Origin of the sequence: Gluconobacter albidus (assembly GCF_002005485.1) — a bacterium.
GTDB lineage: Bacteria > Pseudomonadota > Alphaproteobacteria > Acetobacterales > Acetobacteraceae > Gluconobacter > Gluconobacter albidus.
Genome location: NZ_CP014689.1, coordinates 1,137,687 through 1,156,292, shown reverse-complemented (window position 1 = coordinate 1,156,292; position 18,606 = coordinate 1,137,687). Strand labels below are relative to the sequence as shown.

The window sequence follows — 18,606 nt, the reverse complement described above, 5'->3', positions numbered from 1 at the left end:
GGTTCTGTTTTGAATCGGCCGTTATCGTGGCCCTAGGGTTACAACCAGTTTTCTGGCCGAAACGCCCTTACGCTGGCGTTCGAGTGCTTCTGGAATTACTTCCAGGCCGTGCCCGACAATTTCTGGCTCAGGCGCGGGCCTGAACTGCCCGCTTTCAAGCGCCGACGGCAGGAATTCCCTGTAAATCATAGGCCCGACCTCATTATGAAGAGGGGCGCCACCCCAGATGAACTTTGTCTTCACGCCTTTGCGTCGGGCTCTCAGAGCGAGGGAAATATTTCTGATCACCAGCCCTATCAAAGCAGGCAGCAGTTTTTGCCAGCGCCCACGTCCCGCTGGAATCTCATCGAGAGATACAGGAGGCGTCGCCAGTGCGATAAAGCGTTGCCCTTTGGTAGCTCCAAGAATGTCGATACAGGCTTTGGCCGATCCCGTACCGATCGCAATGGCGCCGCAGACCTCCCGTCCTCGCAACGCCTCAATGATTACCGACGGTGTTGACGGGCTGTGTCGATCATAAACGGCACAGGCGCCCAGCCTCTTCAGATAGGAAGCATTTCGCAGAGATGACGTTGCGATGACATCATAGCCAGCCGCGACCGCAAGCTGGATCGCGTTGCATCCAACGCTTGTGGAGCCTCCCCAAACAACCAGTGTCTGACCCGCTGGCGCAGGCTTACTGGAGGGAGGACACATGGCAAGAAAATCAGGCTGGAAAAGGCCTGCTGCGGCTGTTGTGAGGCCAAGAGGTAAAACGCTTGCCGCCTCGAAAGACAGATTGTCTGGCAGCGGCGAAGTCATTTTCTCCATAAGAATAGCCTGCTCCTGAAATGCCCCTTCGGCAGACCGCCGACCCTTTTCTTCTCCGGCAGCAAAGCCCACGACCCGATCTCCCACCTTGAAGCGGGTAATATTTGAACCGACCGCGACGACATCCCCTGCCACGTCTGAGCCAAGAATGGCCGGGTAAGTCATCCAGGGAGTAATGACATCACCAACGGACTGGATGAGCCGTTCAAACGGGTTTACAGCGATCGCACGGACAGAAACGAGAATTTCATCCATCCCGGGTGCTATGTCTGGAACAGCGCGCACTGCAAAAAGACCACGCTTCTCGCCGAGAATAAGGGCTTCATGATTGGGCATGGAATACTCGCATCACTTTTCAGAATGGTCTATTTTCTAACAATCCCTTCCTGTACGATCCATGCCTTAAAAACCGCTTTTTCGTCGCAATCGTACAGAGGGGTTATGGATCCACTTTCTGACGTTCTTAGGTTTCTTGAGCCTGACAGTTACGGTTTTCGTGGGCTGAGCGCACAGGGAGACTGGTGTCTGGAGTTTCCTGAAGGACCTGGTCTGAAATGTCAGGCCATACAGACAGGAGCGTGCTGGATTGAGGTGGACGGTCTTGACGCTCCTGCTCAACTTGAGGCGGGCGATCTGGTCCTCTTGTCAGGCCAACATGCTTTTCGCACCTACACGAACAGAACCGTTTCGCCTCTCAGTGCCTACGATGTTCTGCTGTCCGTACCCGTCGGCCATACTGCCGTCTTGAACGGAGGAGGACACGTCACAGGCATGGGCGGATTTTTTAAATTCAAAGCGCCTTATGCAGAACGAATGCTGAGCGAGCTTCCGCCACTGATCCATATCAGGCCAAATGCTTCAGGAAGCACAATGAAATGGGCTGTTGAACAGCTGATGTCCGAATTACGCCAGCCTGAAATAGGAAGCGCGCTCCTTGCAGCCCATCTTGCTCAAATGCTCCTGATCCAGGGGCTGCGGCTACATATCACCAACAGCACTCAGGGTACGGGCTGGCTATACGCCTTGCGCGATCCACGTCTTCATGCCGCCCTGTGTGCGATCCACAAAAATCCAGAAGCCCAATGGACGCTTCAAACGCTTGCGGGAATTTCTGGAATGTCACGGACTAGTTTTGCGGCTCACTTTAAAGCAATAATTGGCGAGACCTGTATGAACTACCTGACACGATGGCGAATGACGGTTGCATCACATCATCTTGCCAAAAGAGGAATAAGTGTAGCACGAGCGGCTGAACTGTCTGGTTATAGTTCCGAGAGTGCATTTAGTGCAGCGTTTAAGCGCGTCATGGGACAGGTACCGTCAAATTTTTCAAAAGATACGGATATCCGAAGCGCAGTTACAGCAGATTGAATCAAGTCATAATAAATCCTTGGATAATATTACCTCCTTAAGAGCATCAACAGCAGAAAAATGTCTCTTTAAATGCACCACATCGCTCAAGAGCAGTTTTTTTATTCCTCAGCGTGACCGAAGTCCGATGTCTGACGACCATTTCCACTGCGTGACCCATGACTGAGCGCCGCCTGAATACGATCTATAAGCTCGGATCTCTGATACGGCTTGCCAAGTACTTCAAAATTATTATTGTCAGGTGCGTTCAGTGACATCTCATCATTATAACCTGTAGTGAGAACAACAGGCGTCTGAGAACGTAACTGGCTGATTTTTTCTGCCAGAACCAGGCCATTGGGTCCCCCTGGCATGATAACGTCCGAGAAGACCGCACTGAATGGCCTGTGTTCAGCAAGTGCTTTTGCGAAAACATTCAATGCTTCCGTGGCATCCTGGGAAATCGTTACCTGATACCCGGTTTCCATAAGAGCATCCGCTGCGTATTGGGCAATATCGGCATTGTCTTCAACAATCAGAATATGCGGCACATTCGAATTTTCATCGACCGGCTGTGCTTTATAGCCCGTATTTTCCTTGATGCTTTCAGTCTCTTCTTTCGACGCGGAAACTGGAAAAATCATATGAATGCTTGTGCCTCGCTGGTGTTCGCTCTCCACTTCCAGACGCCCACCAGACTGTTGAACGAAGCCCTGAACCATTGCCAGCCCCAGACCTGTTCCCTGTCCGGACGGTTTGGTTGTAAAAAACGGCTCTGTCGCTCGCAAGACAATATGAGGCAGCATTCCCTGCCCTTCATCCGCCACTGTCACGACCACGTAGTCTCCTGGTTTGAGACGGCGGGCTTCGGCATCTCCATTCAGATGAAGAAGCTTCGTTTTTATCGTGATCGAGCCACCCGATGAAGATGCATCGCGGGCGTTGGCGACGACATTGAGAAGCGCCATTTCAAAGTAGTTTGCGTCCAGCTTTACATCTGGCAAACGTAATCTCAGGTTCAGATAGAGATCAATCTGGGTTCCAACCGACATCTCTATCAATTCTTTGAAAGAACTGATGAGTGAACTCAGATTGACTTGTGTTGGTTCAAGCCGGGTCCGGCGCGCAAAAGACAGCAGCTGCCGCGTCAGTCTTGCGCCCCGGTCCGCAGCCTGCTGGGCGATCATATGCTGGCGATCAAACGCCTGATGATCCAGGCGCTTGTCCTTCATCCGGTCCAGACTGTTATTCAGGATCTGCAATAAATTATTGAAATCATGCGCAAGACCTGCGGTCAGTTGTCCGATTGCTTCCATCTTCTGGCCCTGCCGCAGGGCCATCTCGCTTTCACGGCGCTTGGAAACGTCAAGCTGACTGGCGAAAAAATAAATCAGTTCTCCCTGTTCGTCGAACACCGGCCCCATGAAAATCGCATTCCAGAACGGTGTTCCGTTGCGTCGATAGTTCAGGATCTCGAGGGCAATCGGTTTGCAATTCGCAATAGCGTCTCTCAGTTGCCGGACATCATTTGGGTCGGTACCAGCGCCTTGTAGAAAACGACAGTTTCTTCCGACCACTTCACTGACCTCATATCCGGTGAGGTCAAGAAAGGCATTATTTGCAAAGGCAATCGGGCAGTCGGGCAGACGCGGATCAGCCAAAATCATTGGCATTCTGGTCATTTCGACTGCTGCAAAGAAAACATTGCTTCTGTTTTCAAGCGTCGGGTCACTGATTTTTGTCTGCGCCCAATGGTGCGGCTCACGATCGCTCAATGTTGCCAGCTCCCCAGTCGAGGGATGTTTGGATAAATCTTGATTCATGAACTCTGCCGATGACGTGGGGCGCGTTTGCATAGCCTTCCATCCCACGCGAAAGAACGGAACGGCAACACAAATCTTGCTTCCGGGTAAAAATCACCCTTGGTTCTCTTCTAGGCAACCCGATGAACGTCTTGCGCTCCCCAGACATATGCCGCAGATCCATGTACAAACAGGCTGTTGATAGCAGGAGCGGAGATGTCAAGACCTCCGGTATAGGCCCCTATGGCTGGCAGGATCAGACGTTCTTCTCCTGTGATGAAGCAGGGGCGGCTCATAACGTGACCCCTGCTCCGTATCCTGATCTTCGGATGCAGATGGCCTGCCAGTTCCGCATGACCGGCAGGAATAACTGCAGATGGAATATGCCGAAGGAGAAGATCCCCGCACCGGTATTCTTCAAGCCAGTCGCCTGCCACCTCTGAAACCGGAATCCCATCATGATTTCCTGTAATCCATAACGGATCTACTTTCTGGCTGATACAATTGAGAAGGGCTCGTTCGGCATCAAGGAGACGCTTCCCAGCGGAATGGTCATGAAAGCTGTCTCCGAGTGCTATCAGAAGCCGCGGCGCATGCGCTTCAATAAGCAGTAATACTTTCTCAAGTGTGGAAATCGTGTCTCCAGGTGGAAGCAGAAGCCCACGCGCCCGGGCAGATGTCCCTTTCCCGAGGTGAAGGTCAGCGACAACGAGTGTCTCAGTTTCAGGCAGAAGAACAGCACCACCGGGGAGAAGATGTATTCGCTCACCTGCTAGGGCAATCTCCCGGAATTTCATGCTTTTTCTGCTAAAGCATACAGCTTGTCAGCCTCGGCCATCAGATAGTCCTCCCCCTCTCCTCCCATGATTTTTTCACGTCCCTGTTCCAGAAGAACGGAAACGGCAAGCGGTGAGACATGGGACAGGGCGACATGGTCGACATGGCTCTGAATTCGGTCCAGCATGGATGACAGGCGCCCAAGATCCGTCAGACCTTCTTCTGCCTGTAGACGCGTTGCCCGCAGGAGGATGTGATCAGGATCGTATTTTCTGAGAACATCATAAAGAAGGTCGCTGCTGATAGTCATCTGGCGACGGTTCTTCTCACGCCCCGGATAATTGCGTTCTACCAGCCCGGCGATGATGGCAACGTCCCGGAAAGTCCGTCGAAGCATGGCGCTTTCAGCCAGCCATTCTGCCAGATTCCCCCCTAGCAGATCCCTGCTGAACAGATCCGTCATGGCACCCGTGGGATGAACGCACCAGCAGGCGACCATATAGTCGTTCGCGACAAAGCCCAGAGGGCCCTTTCCGGTTTCTTCCAGTCTTTTCGTCAGTAACAGTCCCATCGTCTGGTGTGCATTCCGTCCCTCAAAAGGATACGCCACAATGTAATGCAATCCCCGATGGGGAAAGGTCTCGACCAGAAAGTTTTCCGGCCCGGGCAAACGGGAGCGGGCTGTCTGCAAAGTGAGCCAGTCCTGCACGGGTTTTGGCAATACATCCCAGGCAGATGGTGTGTGCAGTATTTCACGCACATGCCTTGCCAGACCGGGTGAGATGGAAAGCTGGTTACCTCCGTAAACCGGCACGCGTGGGTCTTTCCCCCGACCGCGGGCAGCCTGAACAGTCGTATCGTGCAGTCCCAGAAACTCCAGAAGCTCTCCACCCAGCAGGAACGTATCGCCCGGCACAAGTGTTGCGGCGAAATACTCGTCAATTTCTCCATAGGGCTTTCCGCGCCGGGATTTGACGCCCAGCATCGGGGTATCAACGATGGTACCGATATTCATTCGACACTGCCGGATAATCTGCTCATTACGGACCCAGAGCTGCCCGAGTGAATCCCGGAAAAGACGCTGATGGCGCTCGTAGGCCTGCAAGGCATAACCCCCATCTTCCACAAACCGGACAATTTCATCGAAATCAGCGCGGGAAAGCTGGCTGTAAGGAGCGGTCTGACGGACTTCTGCGTACAGAATATCTGGAAAGAAGGGCCCGGCACAGGCCGTGACCAACACATGTTGAGCCAGAACATCGAGGCCCCCTGCGCGCGGAGGATCACCGTCTAGTTCGTAGCGCAAAACAGCCTCTCTGGCGGCTTCGCATTCCAGAACTTCAAAGCGGTTGGCCGGGGCAAGAAGTGCGCGCGATGGCTCGTCCATCCGGTGATTGGCCCGGCCGATCCTCTGGGTCAGGCGGGAAATCTGCTTTGGCGCCCCGACCTGAATGATCTGGTCCACGGCACCCCAGTCCAGCCCCAGATCAAGCGAGGACGTCGCCACGACCGCCCGCAGATCGCCCCGCGCCATAGCCTCCTCCACCCGCGACCGACGCGCTGCATCCAGACTGCCGTGATGAAGCCCGATGGGCAGGTTTTCTGCATTATCTTTCCAGAGCGCCTGAAACAGCAGCTCCGCCTGCGCCCGGCTGTTGACGAACACAATGGTCAACCTGGCACGTGCAATTTCCGTCAGGATGGCCGAGGCACTACCCAGACCCGTGCGACCAGCCCAAGGGAGATAGCCCCGCTGGTCAGGAAGAAGCACATGAACATCGGGGCGTGCGCCGTCTTCCGCTGTGACAAGGCGGATGTCAGCACTCTGGCCCGTTGGAGATACCCAGGCAGCCATGGCGGAAGGATGCGCCACGGTTGCGGACAGGCCATTGATGCGGAGCGCGGGAGAAAAAACTCGCAAACGGCTGCCGCATAAAGCGAGCTGGTCTCCCCGCTTTGTGCCTGCCAGCGCATGTACCTCATCGACGATCAGAACTTTGAGCGTAGAGAAATATGCGGCCGCATCAGGATACGAGAGCAGCAGCGCCAGACTTTCCGGCGTTGTCAGCAAAATATGCGGCGGATTTTTCTGCTGCTTTTTCCGACGTGCTCCGGATGTGTCTCCGCTTCGGACCTCAACCCGGACAGGCAGACCCATCTGCATGATCGGACGGGACAGACTTTCTGCAATATTGGCCGAAAGCGCCTTCAAGGGACTGACATACAACGTATGTAGTCCTTCGCAGGAACCGTCGGCCAGTTCGATAAGAGTAGGGAGAAACCCGGCAAGCGTCTTTCCCCCACCCGTGGGAGCAATGAGGAGCGCGGACACGCCGTCCTCTGCCGCCTGTAACATGGCGAGCTGATGAGGTCGGGGAGACCAGCCCTGTTGCGAAAACCAGCCCTGAAAAGGTTCGGGAAGATGTTTGCTCATTGGCTTTAAGGAACGCACACGCGTTTCGCGGGTTCTGTTACCTGGATAAGTCATGGAGAAGACCGGGTGGACTGGCTTGAGCTGAAACCGGAAGGGCTCTTCTGCGCGCCCGGCGCTTTCTACATCGACCCTCTTCAACCTGTGGGACATGCCGTTATTACTCACGGTCACTCCGATCATGCCCGTCCCGGCCATCAACATGTCACTGCGACACCCGAAACACTGGCCATCATGCGTCTGCGGATGGGTGAAGACCAGGCCGGCCAGACACAGCAGGCTCTCCCGTATGGAGAGGTGATATCCGTAGGGAACGTCAAGATCTGGCTCGCGCCTGCCGGACATGTTCTGGGAAGCGCGCAGATTGTCATGGAATACCGTGGGGAACGCGCCGTCGTCAGTGGCGATTACAAGCGCGCGCCCGATCCGACATGCGTTCCGTTTGAGGTCGTTCCCTGCGATCTGTTCGTGACAGAAGCGACCTTTGGCCTTCCCGTCTTCCGGTTACCCGATCCCGCTCATGAAATCGCCAAACTGCTGCATGACGTGCGCCTGTTCCCCGAGCGCACGCATGTCGTGGGCTGTTATGCCCTTGGTAAATGTCAACGCCTGATCGCTTTGCTTCGAGAGAGCGGCTATCACGCGCCGCTCTGGCTCCATGGTGCTCTTCTGCCGATGTGCAGTCTTTACGAAAGTTTCGGCATTCCGCTGGGGGAACTGCGCTCTGCAACAGCAGCCAAAAAAGGCGAAATGCGCGGAGGCATTGTTCTGGCGCCACCTTCCGCAATTGCCGACCGATGGGCGCGTCGCCTGCCAGAGCCGGTCGTGTGTCTGGCCTCCGGCTGGATGCATGTCCGACAGCGGGCAAAGGCGCGTGGGGTCGAGTTGCCTGTTGTCATCAGCGATCATGCCGACTGGGACGCCCTGCTGGAGACGTGCCAGGCCACGGGAGCGAAGGAAATCTGGGTCACGCACGGGCGCGAAGATGCTCTGATCCACGCATTAAGCCGGATGCAGATTCGCGGCCGGGCCCTTCGGCTGATTGGCTATGAAGACGATGAGGAAGCCGCTGAACAGGAAGCTGCAGGGCAGGATGCCAGCGTATGATCGAGTTCGCCACGCTTCTGGAACGTCTGGCCTTTACACCTTCGCGAAACATGAAACTTACCCTCCTCAGGGAGTATTTTTCCATGGCCCCGGATCCGGATCGGGGATACGCACTGGCCGCAATGGCGGGAAGTCTGTCTTTTTCCGCGGCCAAACCAGCCATGCTCAGGGCGCTGGCCATGGAGCGTACCGATCCCGAACTCTTTGCCTGGTCCTACGATTATGTCGGAGATCTCGCGGAAACGGTCGCGCTGATCTGGAAGCCGGAGCGTAAGGAGCACGATACCCCTGTTGCTCCCGGCCTGGCAGACGTCGTCCATACACTGGAGCGCCTTCCCAAAGCAGATGTTCCGAACGTTGTCAGAAAGTGGCTGGATGCGTGCGATACATCCTCGCGCTATGCCCTCCTCAAACTGATCACCGGCTCGCTCCGCGTAGGCGCGTCGGCCCGTCTGGCAAAAACGGCTCTTGCCGAGATGGCCTCTGTCGCACCGGATGACGTGGAAGAAGTCTGGCATGGCCTTGAGGCACCCTATAAGGAGCTTTTCGCCTGGGTCGAAGGAAAAGGGCCGAAACCGGATGCGAAAGATGCTCCCGTCTTCCGGCCTCCCATGCTGGCTCAACCTCTGGAAAATGTTGATCTGACCGCCTTCGATCCTGCCGAATGGCGCGCGGAATGGAAATGGGATGGCATCCGGGTCCAGCTCGTTTCCACCCCTCAGGGAGAGCGGGTTTACACCCGCACGGCGGAAGATATCGGCAAGGCGTTTCCGGACATACTGGCCATTCTTCAGGATCTGGGAAGCCGCGTCGTTCTGGATGGGGAGCTTCTGGTTGTGCAGGAAGGTGTTGTCGCACCGTTCGCAGATCTCCAGAAGCGCCTGAACAGGAAATCGCCGACCGCTTCCATGCTCAGGGACATGCCAGCCGGTATCCGGCTGTACGATATCCTGTTTGAAGATGGCGAAGACCTCCGGTCCCTGCCCTTCGATATCCGGAGGCAGCGGCTGGAAAGCTGGTACGCACGTTTGAAGCCGCCCCGTATGGTTCTGTCAGAGCTCATCTCGTTCCGCAACTTTGAAGATCTGGCCACGCTCCGCGAGAATGCCCGGAGCGAAGGTATTGAAGGACTGATGCTGAAAAAGGCCGACAGCCCGTATGTGCCCGGCCGTCCACGGGGACCCTGGTGGAAGTGGAAACGTGAGCCCCTGACTGTCGATGCCGTCGTTATGTATGCCCAACGTGGTCACGGCAAAAGGAGCAGCTTTTATTCCGACTATACGTTTGGCCTGTGGCGCACAGTCGAAGGAAAACGCGAGCTTGTTCCCCTCGGCAAAGCCTATTCAGGCTTTACGGATGAGGAACTGAAGTTTCTGGACAAATGGGTCCGCGATCACACCACGAAACGTTTCGGACCAGTCCGGGAAGTCGCACAGGGGCTTGTGCTGGAAATTGCCTTTGACGCGGCTCAGTATTCCAAGCGGCACAAGAGCGGCGTCGCGCTCCGGTTTCCCCGTGTAGCCCGTATTCGACGCGACAAACCCGCACAAGAAGCCGACGATCTGGAAACCTTTATCAGGGCTTTCCTATAAGGGTGGGACCAGATTTTTCAACGTGAATTCTTCCTGCCCGAAACAATCCGGAGACGAAGTCAAGCGTTGGTGACCTGCCAAACAGACTTTGCATTCAAGCTGACTGATAAGTTGGCTGGGCCGAGGGAAACAGGAAGATCATGATTTCACGTCTCTGGAAGATTACGCTCGGGGGCGCGCTTGCTTCCTCCTCAGCTGCCTTGATCCTCAGTCGGATCAGGACAGGCTCTTATGGACCGGGCGTGAACTGTACCGCACACTGGCTGCACGGCGATGACGCCGCCAAAATCGGGAGACTGAATGTCTCCCATTCCCTCGCCGGCATCGCAACCAATACATCTGCCGTATTTTTCTGGGCCTGGTTCTATGACAGGGCCCTCGGTCGCAATCCGACGGTGATGCGCACACTGCTCTTAACGGCGGCTCTTGGTCCCGTATCCTGTGTGGTGGACTACAAAGCCACTCCAAAACGTTTCACTCCCGGCTGGGAACTCGTCTTCTCCCGTTCGGATATGGCGGTCATCTACCTGTCGATGGTCGTCGGCATGCTCTGTGGCACTCTCGGAAAATCATCGCCTTGCAAGAAGACCGAAGGCGACGAAACATGACACCCCGAATATACCACGACGAGGAAGCTCAGGCGGACCATGTACCCCTTGAAGGCGGCCTTCTGGGATGGCTGGCCATCCTGATGCTGGCCGTCCTCCTGCTCTGTAGCCGCCTCACATCCGGGAAGATCCGGTCTTTCGTTTTCCGTTTGGCCCGGATCTGGGTTGCAGGTCTTTTCTGTTTTTTTGCTGGCGTCCATCGTGGGGCGAGTTTTTACAACCCGGAAGGACCGCGTCTGTCTGATCCGCTGATTTTCCTGAGCATGCATTTCGGAGGCCTGGGGCTTGCGCTTCTGCCCTCGCGCACAGCATGGCGGATTGCGCCAGCCGGAATGCTTCTGACGCTTGGTGGAGACATTTTTCTGGCCCGTCAGGACCGGCTTCCCCGGTTTTTTCTACGCCTGCGGCCACTCCAGCTTCTGGTCGCGACAGCACTGATCGCTCTTCTTGGCGCGGCAGCACGCAACAACGTCGAGGCCCAGGTGTGACCTTGCTGATCCCTGTTCTGGGAGACCAGCTTTCGCCCTCCCTTGCCAGTCTGCAGAATGTGGACCGAAAGACGTCCGTGGTGCTTCTTATGGAGGTCTGGGACGAAGCAACCTATGTCCGGCACCACAAGAAGAAAATAGCGTTCATATTTTCCGCCATGCGCCACTTTGCCGGTGATCTGCGGGCGCAGGGCTGGACGGTGGATTATGTTGCGCTCGACGAGCCGGAAAATACGCACAGTTTTACAGGCGAGGTTGTGCGTGCAGCGAAAAGGCACCGCGCCACACGTATCCGGACGGTCACAGGCTCCGAATATCGTGTCTGCCAGCTCCAGCATGGATGGGACAAAAAAGCCGGCATTCCCTGCGACATTCTTGAGGATGACCGGTTCATCTGCTCGCGGGACGAATTCGAGCATTGGGCCAAAGGCCGCAGAACGCTGCGCATGGAGTATTTCTATCGCGAGATGCGCTTGAAAACCGGTCTGTTGATGAATGCTGACGGCACAGCGGCGGGCGGTCAATGGAATTTCGATCATGACAACCGCGAAAAACCTGCCTGCCGCCTGAATTATCCTTCTCCAGAGCGTTTCAATCCCGATGATACGACCACAGATGTCCTGAAACTCGTGCAGCATCGCTTCGGTGAGCATTTCGGAGAGCTGGAGCCTTTCGCACTTCCTGTTACACGGCTTCAGGCCCTGAAGGCACTTGAAGCATTTGTTGGAACATCCCTCCCCGACTTCGGGCGCTACCAGGATGCCATGATGACGGGGCAGGACTATCTTTATCACAGCAGCCTCTCCCTTTGTCTCAACACGGGATTACTGAATCCGCTCGAGGTCTGCACAGCAGCAGCCGAGGCCTGCGAGCAGGGCGACGCCCCCATCAATTCCGTCGAAGGTTTCATTCGCCAGATCATTGGCTGGCGCGAATACATGCGTGGGATGTACTGGCGCGACATGCCCCGGTTTGCATCCCGGAACGAGTTGGCCGCTCGCAGACCTCTGCCTGAATTTTTCTGGACGGGCCAGACAGACATGAACTGTCTGGCCCAGAGTATCGGCCAGACAAAACGGGAAGCGTACGCCCATCACATCCAGCGCCTGATGGTTCTGGGTAACTTTGCCCTTCTGGCTGATCTAAATCCGCAAGAAGTCTCTGACTGGTTTTTAGTTGTGTATTTCGATGCCTTCGAATGGGTTGAACTCCCCAATGTCATTGGCATGAGCCAGTTTGCTGATGGCGGGAAGATCGCGTCCAAACCGTATGTGAGTTCAGGCGCCTATATCAACCGCATGTCGGATTACTGCGGGAAATGCCGGTTTGACGTCGGGCAGAAGACAGGCTCCGAGGCCTGCCCCTTCAACGCTCTCTACTGGGACTTTCTGGCACGGCACGAAACACGCTTTTCTCACAACGCGCGCATGAAAAACATGTACGCAACGTGGCACCGTTTCAGCAGGGAAAGACAGCAGGAGTATCGCTCGAGTGCGTCTGCTTTTCTCGAAACTCTTACTCCGGCTGCACCGGGCTGGGCTCGTAAAGCGTGAGCCGTTTTCTGGCGGAGAAACAGGATGCGCCCCTGATCCTGACCCTTGAGCTGGAACAGTCCGTGCAGGACTGGGCGCAGTCCATGCGGGACCACCATTTTCCCCAAGACCGCAATATCGTCCCTGCGCATGTCACGATTTTCCACGCCTTGCCTGCAGAATATGCAGACATCCTCCTTACGCATCTCATCAGAGCTCGGCAGGCGCCCTGCGTCACAATCGAGGCGCCATTTCTGCTGGGACGGGGTGTGGCTTATCGTGTCATCTCCCCTGAGATCAAAGCCGTTCGGGAAGAAATTTCCGGCCTTGTTCCGCCAGAGCGCTGTACGGCACAGGATCGCGCTCCATGGCACCCACACCTGACCATCCAGAACAAGGTTTCTCCCCAGAAAGCCCGTGAGCTTCTGAAACATCTGTCACAGGGCTATGAACCTGTGAAAACCCATGGAGCGGCCCTGCGCCTGTGGCGATATCTTGGAGGACCGTGGGAACTTCTCGTTCGGGCTCCTTTTATGCTGCGTGGCGATTCTTAAATTTTTCCTTATGCCGAAAATTGCTGAATCCGGTCTAAAATAGTTCGACTGTTCCGGCATGACCTGAGGAATGATGCTCTTTTTTCCTGCCCGATCATCTGCATGACACCCCAGCAAAGGTCGTTGTTCGGGCTTGCCGGCATCATCGCCCTCTCTTTCGCTACAGAACTGAACGAGCAGGTCTCCGCCCAGGCCCTTCCCGATATTGCGGGCGCTCTGGGGCTAAGTCTGGACTCCCAGCGCTGGTTCTCCAGCCTCTATATTACCGCCGAAATCATCGGGATGTCGGTCTCGCCCTGGCTCGCTGTAACACTGACTCTGCGACGGTTCTCGTTTTTCGTAGCGCTTCTCGCTGTCCTGTCGTCCAGCCTCATTCCGTTTACCTCGACCCTGTCCCTGCTCTACATCCTGCGCGTTTTTCAGGGGCTGGCAGGTGGCTTTACCGTTCCTCTTCTCATGACGATCGCCTTGCGGGTACTGGCGCCCCCCATAAGGCTTTACGGTTTGGCCGCATATGCCCTGACTGCGACCTTCTTTCCCAATCTCAGCATGGCATTCGCTGGATTATGGAGCGACCTCGTGGACTGGCGTTTCGTCTTCTGGCAGTCCATCCCGCTCTGCACCCTGTCCTTCCTGCTGCTGTGGTACGGCATGCCGGTCGATCCTCCAAAACATGAGCGGTTCTGGAAATTCGACTGGAAAGGTTTCCTTCTGATCGTCTTTGGAATGGGCTCTTTCTCGATCATGCTGCAGATGGGCGACTGGATGGACTGGTTCAACAGTCCCTTTATCTGTGTCCTGGGGCTGACAAGCCTCGTCTGTATTCCGCTTTTCGTTCTGAACGAGTGGTTTCACCCACTTCCACTGTTCAGATTCCAGCTTCTTGGTCGCCGCAACTTCGCCTATGGCGCCACCACCCTGCTGACATTTGTTGTCATTTCTCTATCCTCATCCACGCTACCAGCGTCCTTTTTGCAATCCGCCGCTGGTTACCGTCCGGAACAGATCTATCCTGTCACACTGGAAATCGCGGCCATACAGCTCGTCATGCTCCCTTTGATGGCGGTCGTTCTGAACAGAACTTGGGTAGACTCCCGCATTGTCAGCTTTATCGGCATGTCCTGCATTCTGACGGCCTGCATCGGCGATTTTTTCCTCACCTCGAACTGGAACCGTGACCAGTTCTATCTCTGGCAGGCGTTACAGGGCATTGGCGACGCAATGATCGTCATGCCCCTGCTGATGATGTCCACCAACACACTCGATCCTTCGGAGGGACCATTTGCCTCTGCCATGGTCAATACACCCCGGGCGGTTGCGGAAGCCGTAGGTATCTGGTTGCTTCAACTCATGCACCGCGAGCGCGGCTCGCTTCACTCGGATCGGATTGCCGACCGCCTCGGGCAGGTTCGTTACAGCCTCGTGCAGGGCACAAACCCGGTTCTGCAACGGCCTGCTCCTCTCACGCCCTCAGGCCAGGCTGCCTCTCCCGGCAGTATGGGCGCCTTGCATGCCCAGATGGCCCGACAGACCGCAACACTGACGTTCAGCGATGACTGGGTCGTACTCGGTGGTCTCGTGGTTTTCCTGATGATCTGGGTCTGCGTACTTCCCGTTCGAACCTATCCCCCACGTATCGTGTTTCAGTCGAAATAACTCCCGAAGCCATCCTGCCATGCAGCAGGACTTGAAAGGAATTGCCGCAGGATGGCAGATCAGCACGACAAGTCTTCCCAGGATCCCCGTGAAGAAGAGCAGAAAAAAAAGCAGGACCGCAAACACCAAACCATCACCCGCTGGCTTTTCATTGGTGGCGGCCTTGTCATCCTCGTCTTCGTCGCTGTCGTTCTGGCCATTATTTTTGTTCCCAACCGCCATGTCTGGACCGACGATGCCTATGTTACAGCCCATTATACCGTCGTTGCCCCCCGAATTGCCGGGCAGGTGATCGCTGTTGACGTCACCGACAACCAGCCAGTGAAAGCCGGACAGGTTCTTGTCGAACTTGACCCCCACGATTACCAGACCACACTGGACCAGAGCCGTGCGACGCTCGCGCGGGACGAAGCGCTCGTGCAGGATGCCGCAGCCAGCGTGTCACGCCAGCCCTCCATTATTGATGAGAATGTCGGGGAAGCCGCCCGCATCCGTGCCCAGCTCGTTTTTGCCCGTCAGAATGACCAGCGTTATACCAACCTGGCCCGTACAGGTGCCGGTTCGACGCAGGAACATCAGCAGTCCGCGGCGAGCCTGCGCGAAATGGAAGCAACGCTCCAGTCCCTTGAAGCACGCATTGCCGCCGCACGCGCCCAGATTCCCGTTCTTCAGGCCCGACACAAATCTGCACTGGCGACCGTGGATATGGACCGTGCCCATGTCCGCCAGGCCGAGTTGAACCTGTCCTATACCAAAGTCCGCGCGCTGGAAGACGGCATGATCGGCGAACGCAGCGTCCAGACCGGAAATTATGTTGATCCGGGCACCGCTCTTATGGCGCTCGTCCCGCTCGACCAGATCTGGATCCGCGCCAACTACCGTGAGCTCGCGCTCCGTCACATGCGTCCTGGTCAAGCTGTCAAAATCCATGTGGATGCCTACGACGTGACTCTGGACGGGATCGTGGACAGCATTCCCCCGGCCTCGGGAGCTGTCTTCGCCCCTATTGCGCCGGAAAACGCGACTGGAAACTTCACCAAGATCGTCCAGCGCCTGCCGGTCAAGATTATCCTTGCACCGAACCAGCCCCTGGCCCGTCTGCTGCGCCTTGGCTTTTCCGTGGAGACCACGGTTGATACCAACCTCGACAATGTCACCGTCGAACAGCTTCAAAACCCGAGAAGCGTTACGCCCTCCCTATCATCTCCCACGCCTGCAGCTGCACCATGAAGTGCCGTTCCATTTCCGTATTGCTGACCGGCAGCCTCGTACTTTCGGCCTGCACCATGGGGCCGAACTTCCAGCGTCCGACCATGAATACTCCCGCCAGTTGGGGGCCTGAACCCCAGAGTGTCAGTCAGACCTATGCGGGTGCTGTCGATACGCGCTGGTGGCAAAACTTCCATGACCCTGAACTGACCAGCCTTGCCAATCGGCTCGGAAAACAGAACCTCAACCTGCAGATCGCCGCAGAACGCATCAGCGAGGCCCGATCGCAGATGAAAGCTGCCGCATCCGCTGGGCTGCCACAGGCCAGCTGGTCCGGCTCCTATGCCTACCGTCAGCTCAGCTCTGAAGGCATTTTCTCACTCGCGGAACCACGCCCCGGTTCGAGTATGAACTTCAATCTTTACGAAAACGTCCTGAGCACCAGTTGGGATCTGGATCTGTTTGGCACCATCCGTCGCAGCGTTGAAGCGCAACATGCCAACGCAACAGCCATGCTCGCGGGACGCCGTGCCACAGCCCTCGCGGCGGTCAGCGACCTCGCAACCAGCTACATGCAACTGCGCGGCGTCCAGCAGCAGCAAGCCATTCTCAAATCAAATATCGCACTGGCCCGGACCAGCCTGAAGCTGGTGAAGGAGCGTTTCGCCAATGGCGTTGCCACAAATCTGGACGTCTCACAGGCCTCTGCACAGCTTGCCAGCATGAGCGCCGATTTACCCGGCCTCGAGAACTCCGAAGCAGCCCTCATCAATGCTATCAGCCTGCTTCTGGCAGAGCCACCCCGCGCCCTTGAGGCCGAACTGCGACCATACTCTGTCCAGCCGCCCTTGCCAGCCCGCGTTCCCGTGGGTTTTCCGTCAGATCTGACACGTCGCCGTCCGGACATCCTTCAGGCAGAAGCGCGTCTCCATGCTGCGACCGCAGAAGTCGGTGTTGCCACGGCGGCCTTTTATCCGGACATTACGCTCGCTGGAAATATGGGAACGGAATCCTTTTCCGCTGTTGATTTCTTTTCGCTGCCAGCAAAGCAGTTCAGCATTGGTCCCACCCTCAACATCCCTGTTTTCGAGGGCGGAAGGCTGATCTCTACGCTTCAGTTTCGGAAAGCCGCGCAGCGTGAAGCCATCCTGACATGGCACAATACGGTTTTGAATGCCTGGCGCGAAGTCGATGATGCCATGACGGCCTATACCAAGGCACAGTCAACTTATAATCTGACGCAACAGGCACTTCTTCAGAACAAGGCCGCCTTCAACGCCGCGCATGAGCGTTACCGGCAAGGCGCGTCGGATTATCTGAACGTTGTGGCAACACAGGCAGCTCTGCTTTCCAGCCAGTCTGCTCTCTCCATTAGCCAGACGCGAACTGAGACCACACTTGTTGGCCTCTACCGCGCACTCGGTGGAGGCTGGGAGTATGCCGAATAGACCTGGGTCGCGTTACCAAAAGACCGGTTTGTGTTGGGTAAGATCTGTTTTGCTAATTGCTATGGCTAGGCAGCGTAATGGAGCAGATATGGCACGAGGTAATCTGACGGATCAGGAATGGGCGATAACGGGCAGCATATGATCAACAGCACCGTAGTCCGTGCCTATTCACAGTATCCGGCTGGAGAAGGGAAGCTCATTCGGAGGCTTCTGGTCGACCATGCAGCAGCTTTATGAGCAAAATCCACGCTCCATGCGACAGTCAGGGACGCACTCCCGGCTTTGTCCTTACCACTGGCCAGCTCTCGAATAACAAAGCCATGCTGGCCGATCGGGGGCAATGACAGCGACAGCCGCCGCCAGGACCTGCTGATCCACGGGATCCTGCCGGTTATTCCCTCACGAAAAGGCCGTGGCGCTCCCAGCCAGCAGACTGGAAAAGCTATCGGGACCGCATTAGGTCCTTTGTAAACGTGACCTGGTTTTGAGTGCCTTGTTGAGATGCGTGAAATGATCATCCATGATTTTCACGGCCCCCTCCACATCGTTTTCACGTAATGCATGTACCAATCGGCGGTGGTTGTCGCAGGATTTCTGTGCATCGGCCCTGGATTGATAGAGGGCTGCGATCAGCACGGTCCGGGTCGTCAATTCCTCAAGAAAATTGGCAATAATAGAACTCCCGAGTGCCGTGGCCAAATGGACGTGGAAATGACCCAGAAGATAGCTGCGGCGTCCCAGATCATTCTCGTCAATGGCACGCTGCTGCTCGAGAACATGCGTCTCAAGGTGATCAATCGCATCTGTGCTGATGCTTTTTCGGGTCATAAGAAGACCGACCTCAATCGATCGACGCGCTTCTATCGTTTCACGGGCCTCTTCCGCAGTGGGTTCAACAACGAACCAGCCTCTCCGTGGCGAAACAGCTACAATGCCCCGGCTACTGAGCCGCATCATCGCTTCTCGCACCAAAGTTCGCGAGACACCGAAAATCTCGCCCAGATCTTTCTCTCCGAGCCGTTCTCCTGGCGAGATTTCCGCAGAAAGAACGGCCTGTATGATCCTGTTCTCGATGACATTGCTGCTGGCTGGCTGCAGCGGTTTTTCCCAGGCTTTCATAACAGTTTGTATGCGCTTCCTTTTCCGAAGGGACAAGCACGACAGTAGATCCGTGAAAGGAATATTCCGGAAAAGATCGTTTTTAATATGGAACAAAAGAATTTTATATTCTATCTTGTATAC

Annotated in this window: 15 protein-coding genes; 10 read left to right on the top strand and 5 right to left on the bottom strand. The window is 55.9% G+C overall.

Annotated elements, in window-relative coordinates:
* Positions 1-21: 21 nt before the first annotated feature.
* Complete coding sequence (locus A0U94_RS05065; protein ID WP_077802645.1) at positions 22-1,146, bottom strand: zinc-binding alcohol dehydrogenase family protein; 1,125 nt, start codon at positions 1,144-1,146, stop codon at positions 22-24.
* On the opposite strand from A0U94_RS05065, the gene A0U94_RS05060 reads away from it, so the two are divergent.
* Positions 1,135-2,181, top strand: coding sequence for an AraC family transcriptional regulator (locus A0U94_RS05060; RefSeq protein ID WP_077802644.1), 1,047 nt, complete (start codon positions 1,135-1,137; stop codon positions 2,179-2,181). The two genes, A0U94_RS05065 and A0U94_RS05060, sit on opposite strands and share 12 nt — an antisense overlap.
* A 101-nt stretch (positions 2,182-2,282) precedes the next feature.
* Here the strand turns inward: A0U94_RS05060 and A0U94_RS05055 are convergent, their stop codons facing one another.
* From A0U94_RS05055 to A0U94_RS05045, 3 genes are all read right to left on the bottom strand, one after another.
* The gene (locus A0U94_RS05055; protein ID WP_077803857.1) at positions 2,283-3,983 is read right to left on the bottom strand and encodes a PAS domain-containing protein; all 1,701 of its coding nucleotides are present in this window, start codon (positions 3,981-3,983) and stop codon (positions 2,283-2,285) included.
* Between the two features lie 110 nt (positions 3,984-4,093).
* Positions 4,094-4,759, bottom strand: coding sequence for a ligase-associated DNA damage response endonuclease PdeM (gene pdeM / locus A0U94_RS05050; RefSeq protein WP_077802643.1), 666 nt, complete (start codon positions 4,757-4,759; stop codon positions 4,094-4,096).
* Complete coding sequence (locus A0U94_RS05045) at positions 4,756-7,173, bottom strand: ligase-associated DNA damage response DEXH box helicase (protein ID WP_077802642.1); 2,418 nt, start codon at positions 7,171-7,173, stop codon at positions 4,756-4,758. The genes pdeM and A0U94_RS05045 overlap by 4 nt, the downstream gene beginning before the upstream one ends.
* A gap of 66 nt (positions 7,174-7,239) precedes the next feature.
* Between A0U94_RS05045 and A0U94_RS05040 the strand changes: the two genes are divergently transcribed.
* From A0U94_RS05040 to A0U94_RS05000, 9 genes are all read left to right on the top strand, one after another.
* Complete coding sequence (locus A0U94_RS05040; protein WP_077802641.1) at positions 7,240-8,277, top strand: ligase-associated DNA damage response exonuclease; 1,038 nt, start codon at positions 7,240-7,242, stop codon at positions 8,275-8,277.
* Entirely contained in the window at positions 8,274-9,869 is a 1,596-nt protein-coding gene (locus tag A0U94_RS05035; RefSeq protein ID WP_077802640.1) for a cisplatin damage response ATP-dependent DNA ligase, read from the top strand. Before A0U94_RS05040 ends, A0U94_RS05035 begins: the two co-directional genes overlap by 4 nt.
* A gap of 140 nt (positions 9,870-10,009) precedes the next feature.
* On the top strand, positions 10,010-10,477 hold the full coding sequence (locus A0U94_RS05030) for a hypothetical protein (protein ID WP_244178077.1): 468 nt from the start codon (positions 10,010-10,012) through the stop codon (positions 10,475-10,477).
* Positions 10,474-10,965: a hypothetical protein gene (locus A0U94_RS05025; protein WP_077802639.1), complete on the top strand. Its 492-nt coding sequence runs from the start codon at positions 10,474-10,476 to the stop codon at positions 10,963-10,965. The genes A0U94_RS05030 and A0U94_RS05025 overlap by 4 nt, the downstream gene beginning before the upstream one ends.
* Positions 10,962-12,518 (top strand): cryptochrome/photolyase family protein, encoded by a 1,557-nt coding sequence (locus A0U94_RS05020; protein WP_077802638.1) that lies wholly within the window; start codon positions 10,962-10,964, stop codon positions 12,516-12,518. The genes A0U94_RS05025 and A0U94_RS05020 overlap by 4 nt, the downstream gene beginning before the upstream one ends.
* Positions 12,515-13,051 (top strand): 2'-5' RNA ligase family protein, encoded by a 537-nt coding sequence (locus A0U94_RS05015; protein ID WP_077802637.1) that lies wholly within the window; start codon positions 12,515-12,517, stop codon positions 13,049-13,051. Before A0U94_RS05020 ends, A0U94_RS05015 begins: the two co-directional genes overlap by 4 nt.
* Positions 13,052-13,153: 102 nt before the next feature.
* Positions 13,154-14,707: an MFS transporter gene (locus A0U94_RS05010; protein ID WP_077802636.1), complete on the top strand. Its 1,554-nt coding sequence runs from the start codon at positions 13,154-13,156 to the stop codon at positions 14,705-14,707.
* Positions 14,708-14,758: 51 nt separating this feature from the next.
* Positions 14,759-15,937 (top strand): HlyD family secretion protein, encoded by a 1,179-nt coding sequence (locus A0U94_RS05005; RefSeq protein WP_077802635.1) that lies wholly within the window; start codon positions 14,759-14,761, stop codon positions 15,935-15,937.
* Entirely contained in the window at positions 15,934-17,364 is a 1,431-nt protein-coding gene (locus A0U94_RS05000) for an efflux transporter outer membrane subunit (protein WP_077802634.1), read from the top strand. The genes A0U94_RS05005 and A0U94_RS05000 overlap by 4 nt, the downstream gene beginning before the upstream one ends.
* 456 nt (positions 17,365-17,820) lie before the next feature.
* Here the strand turns inward: A0U94_RS05000 and A0U94_RS04995 are convergent, their stop codons facing one another.
* Positions 17,821-18,483, bottom strand: a complete 663-nt coding sequence (locus A0U94_RS04995; protein WP_077802633.1) for a GntR family transcriptional regulator — start codon at positions 18,481-18,483, stop codon at positions 17,821-17,823.
* Positions 18,484-18,606: the final 123 nt, after the last annotated feature.

Bases quoted from the DNA above. Each gene is read 5' to 3' on its own strand.
- A0U94_RS05030 (WP_244178077.1), top strand. From the start codon at position 10,010: ATGATTTCACGTCTCTGGAAGATTACGCTCGGGGGCGCGCTTGCTTCC.
- A0U94_RS05025 (WP_077802639.1), top strand. From the start codon at position 10,474: ATGACACCCCGAATATACCACGACGAGGAAGCTCAGGCGGACCATGTA.
- A0U94_RS05045 (WP_077802642.1), bottom strand. From the start codon at position 7,173: ATGAGCAAACATCTTCCCGAACCTTTTCAGGGCTGGTTTTCGCAACAG.
- A0U94_RS05060 (WP_077802644.1), top strand. From the start codon at position 1,135: ATGATTGGGCATGGAATACTCGCATCACTTTTCAGAATGGTCTATTTT.
- A0U94_RS05005 (WP_077802635.1), top strand. From the start codon at position 14,759: ATGGCAGATCAGCACGACAAGTCTTCCCAGGATCCCCGTGAAGAAGAG.
- A0U94_RS05000 (WP_077802634.1), top strand. From the start codon at position 15,934: ATGAAGTGCCGTTCCATTTCCGTATTGCTGACCGGCAGCCTCGTACTT.
- A0U94_RS05010 (WP_077802636.1), top strand. From the start codon at position 13,154: ATGACACCCCAGCAAAGGTCGTTGTTCGGGCTTGCCGGCATCATCGCC.
- A0U94_RS05065 (WP_077802645.1), bottom strand. From the start codon at position 1,146: ATGCCCAATCATGAAGCCCTTATTCTCGGCGAGAAGCGTGGTCTTTTT.
- A0U94_RS05055 (WP_077803857.1), bottom strand. From the start codon at position 3,983: ATGAATCAAGATTTATCCAAACATCCCTCGACTGGGGAGCTGGCAACA.
- A0U94_RS04995 (WP_077802633.1), bottom strand. From the start codon at position 18,483: ATGAAAGCCTGGGAAAAACCGCTGCAGCCAGCCAGCAGCAATGTCATC.
- pdeM (WP_077802643.1), bottom strand. From the start codon at position 4,759: ATGAAATTCCGGGAGATTGCCCTAGCAGGTGAGCGAATACATCTTCTC.
- A0U94_RS05035 (WP_077802640.1), top strand. From the start codon at position 8,274: ATGATCGAGTTCGCCACGCTTCTGGAACGTCTGGCCTTTACACCTTCG.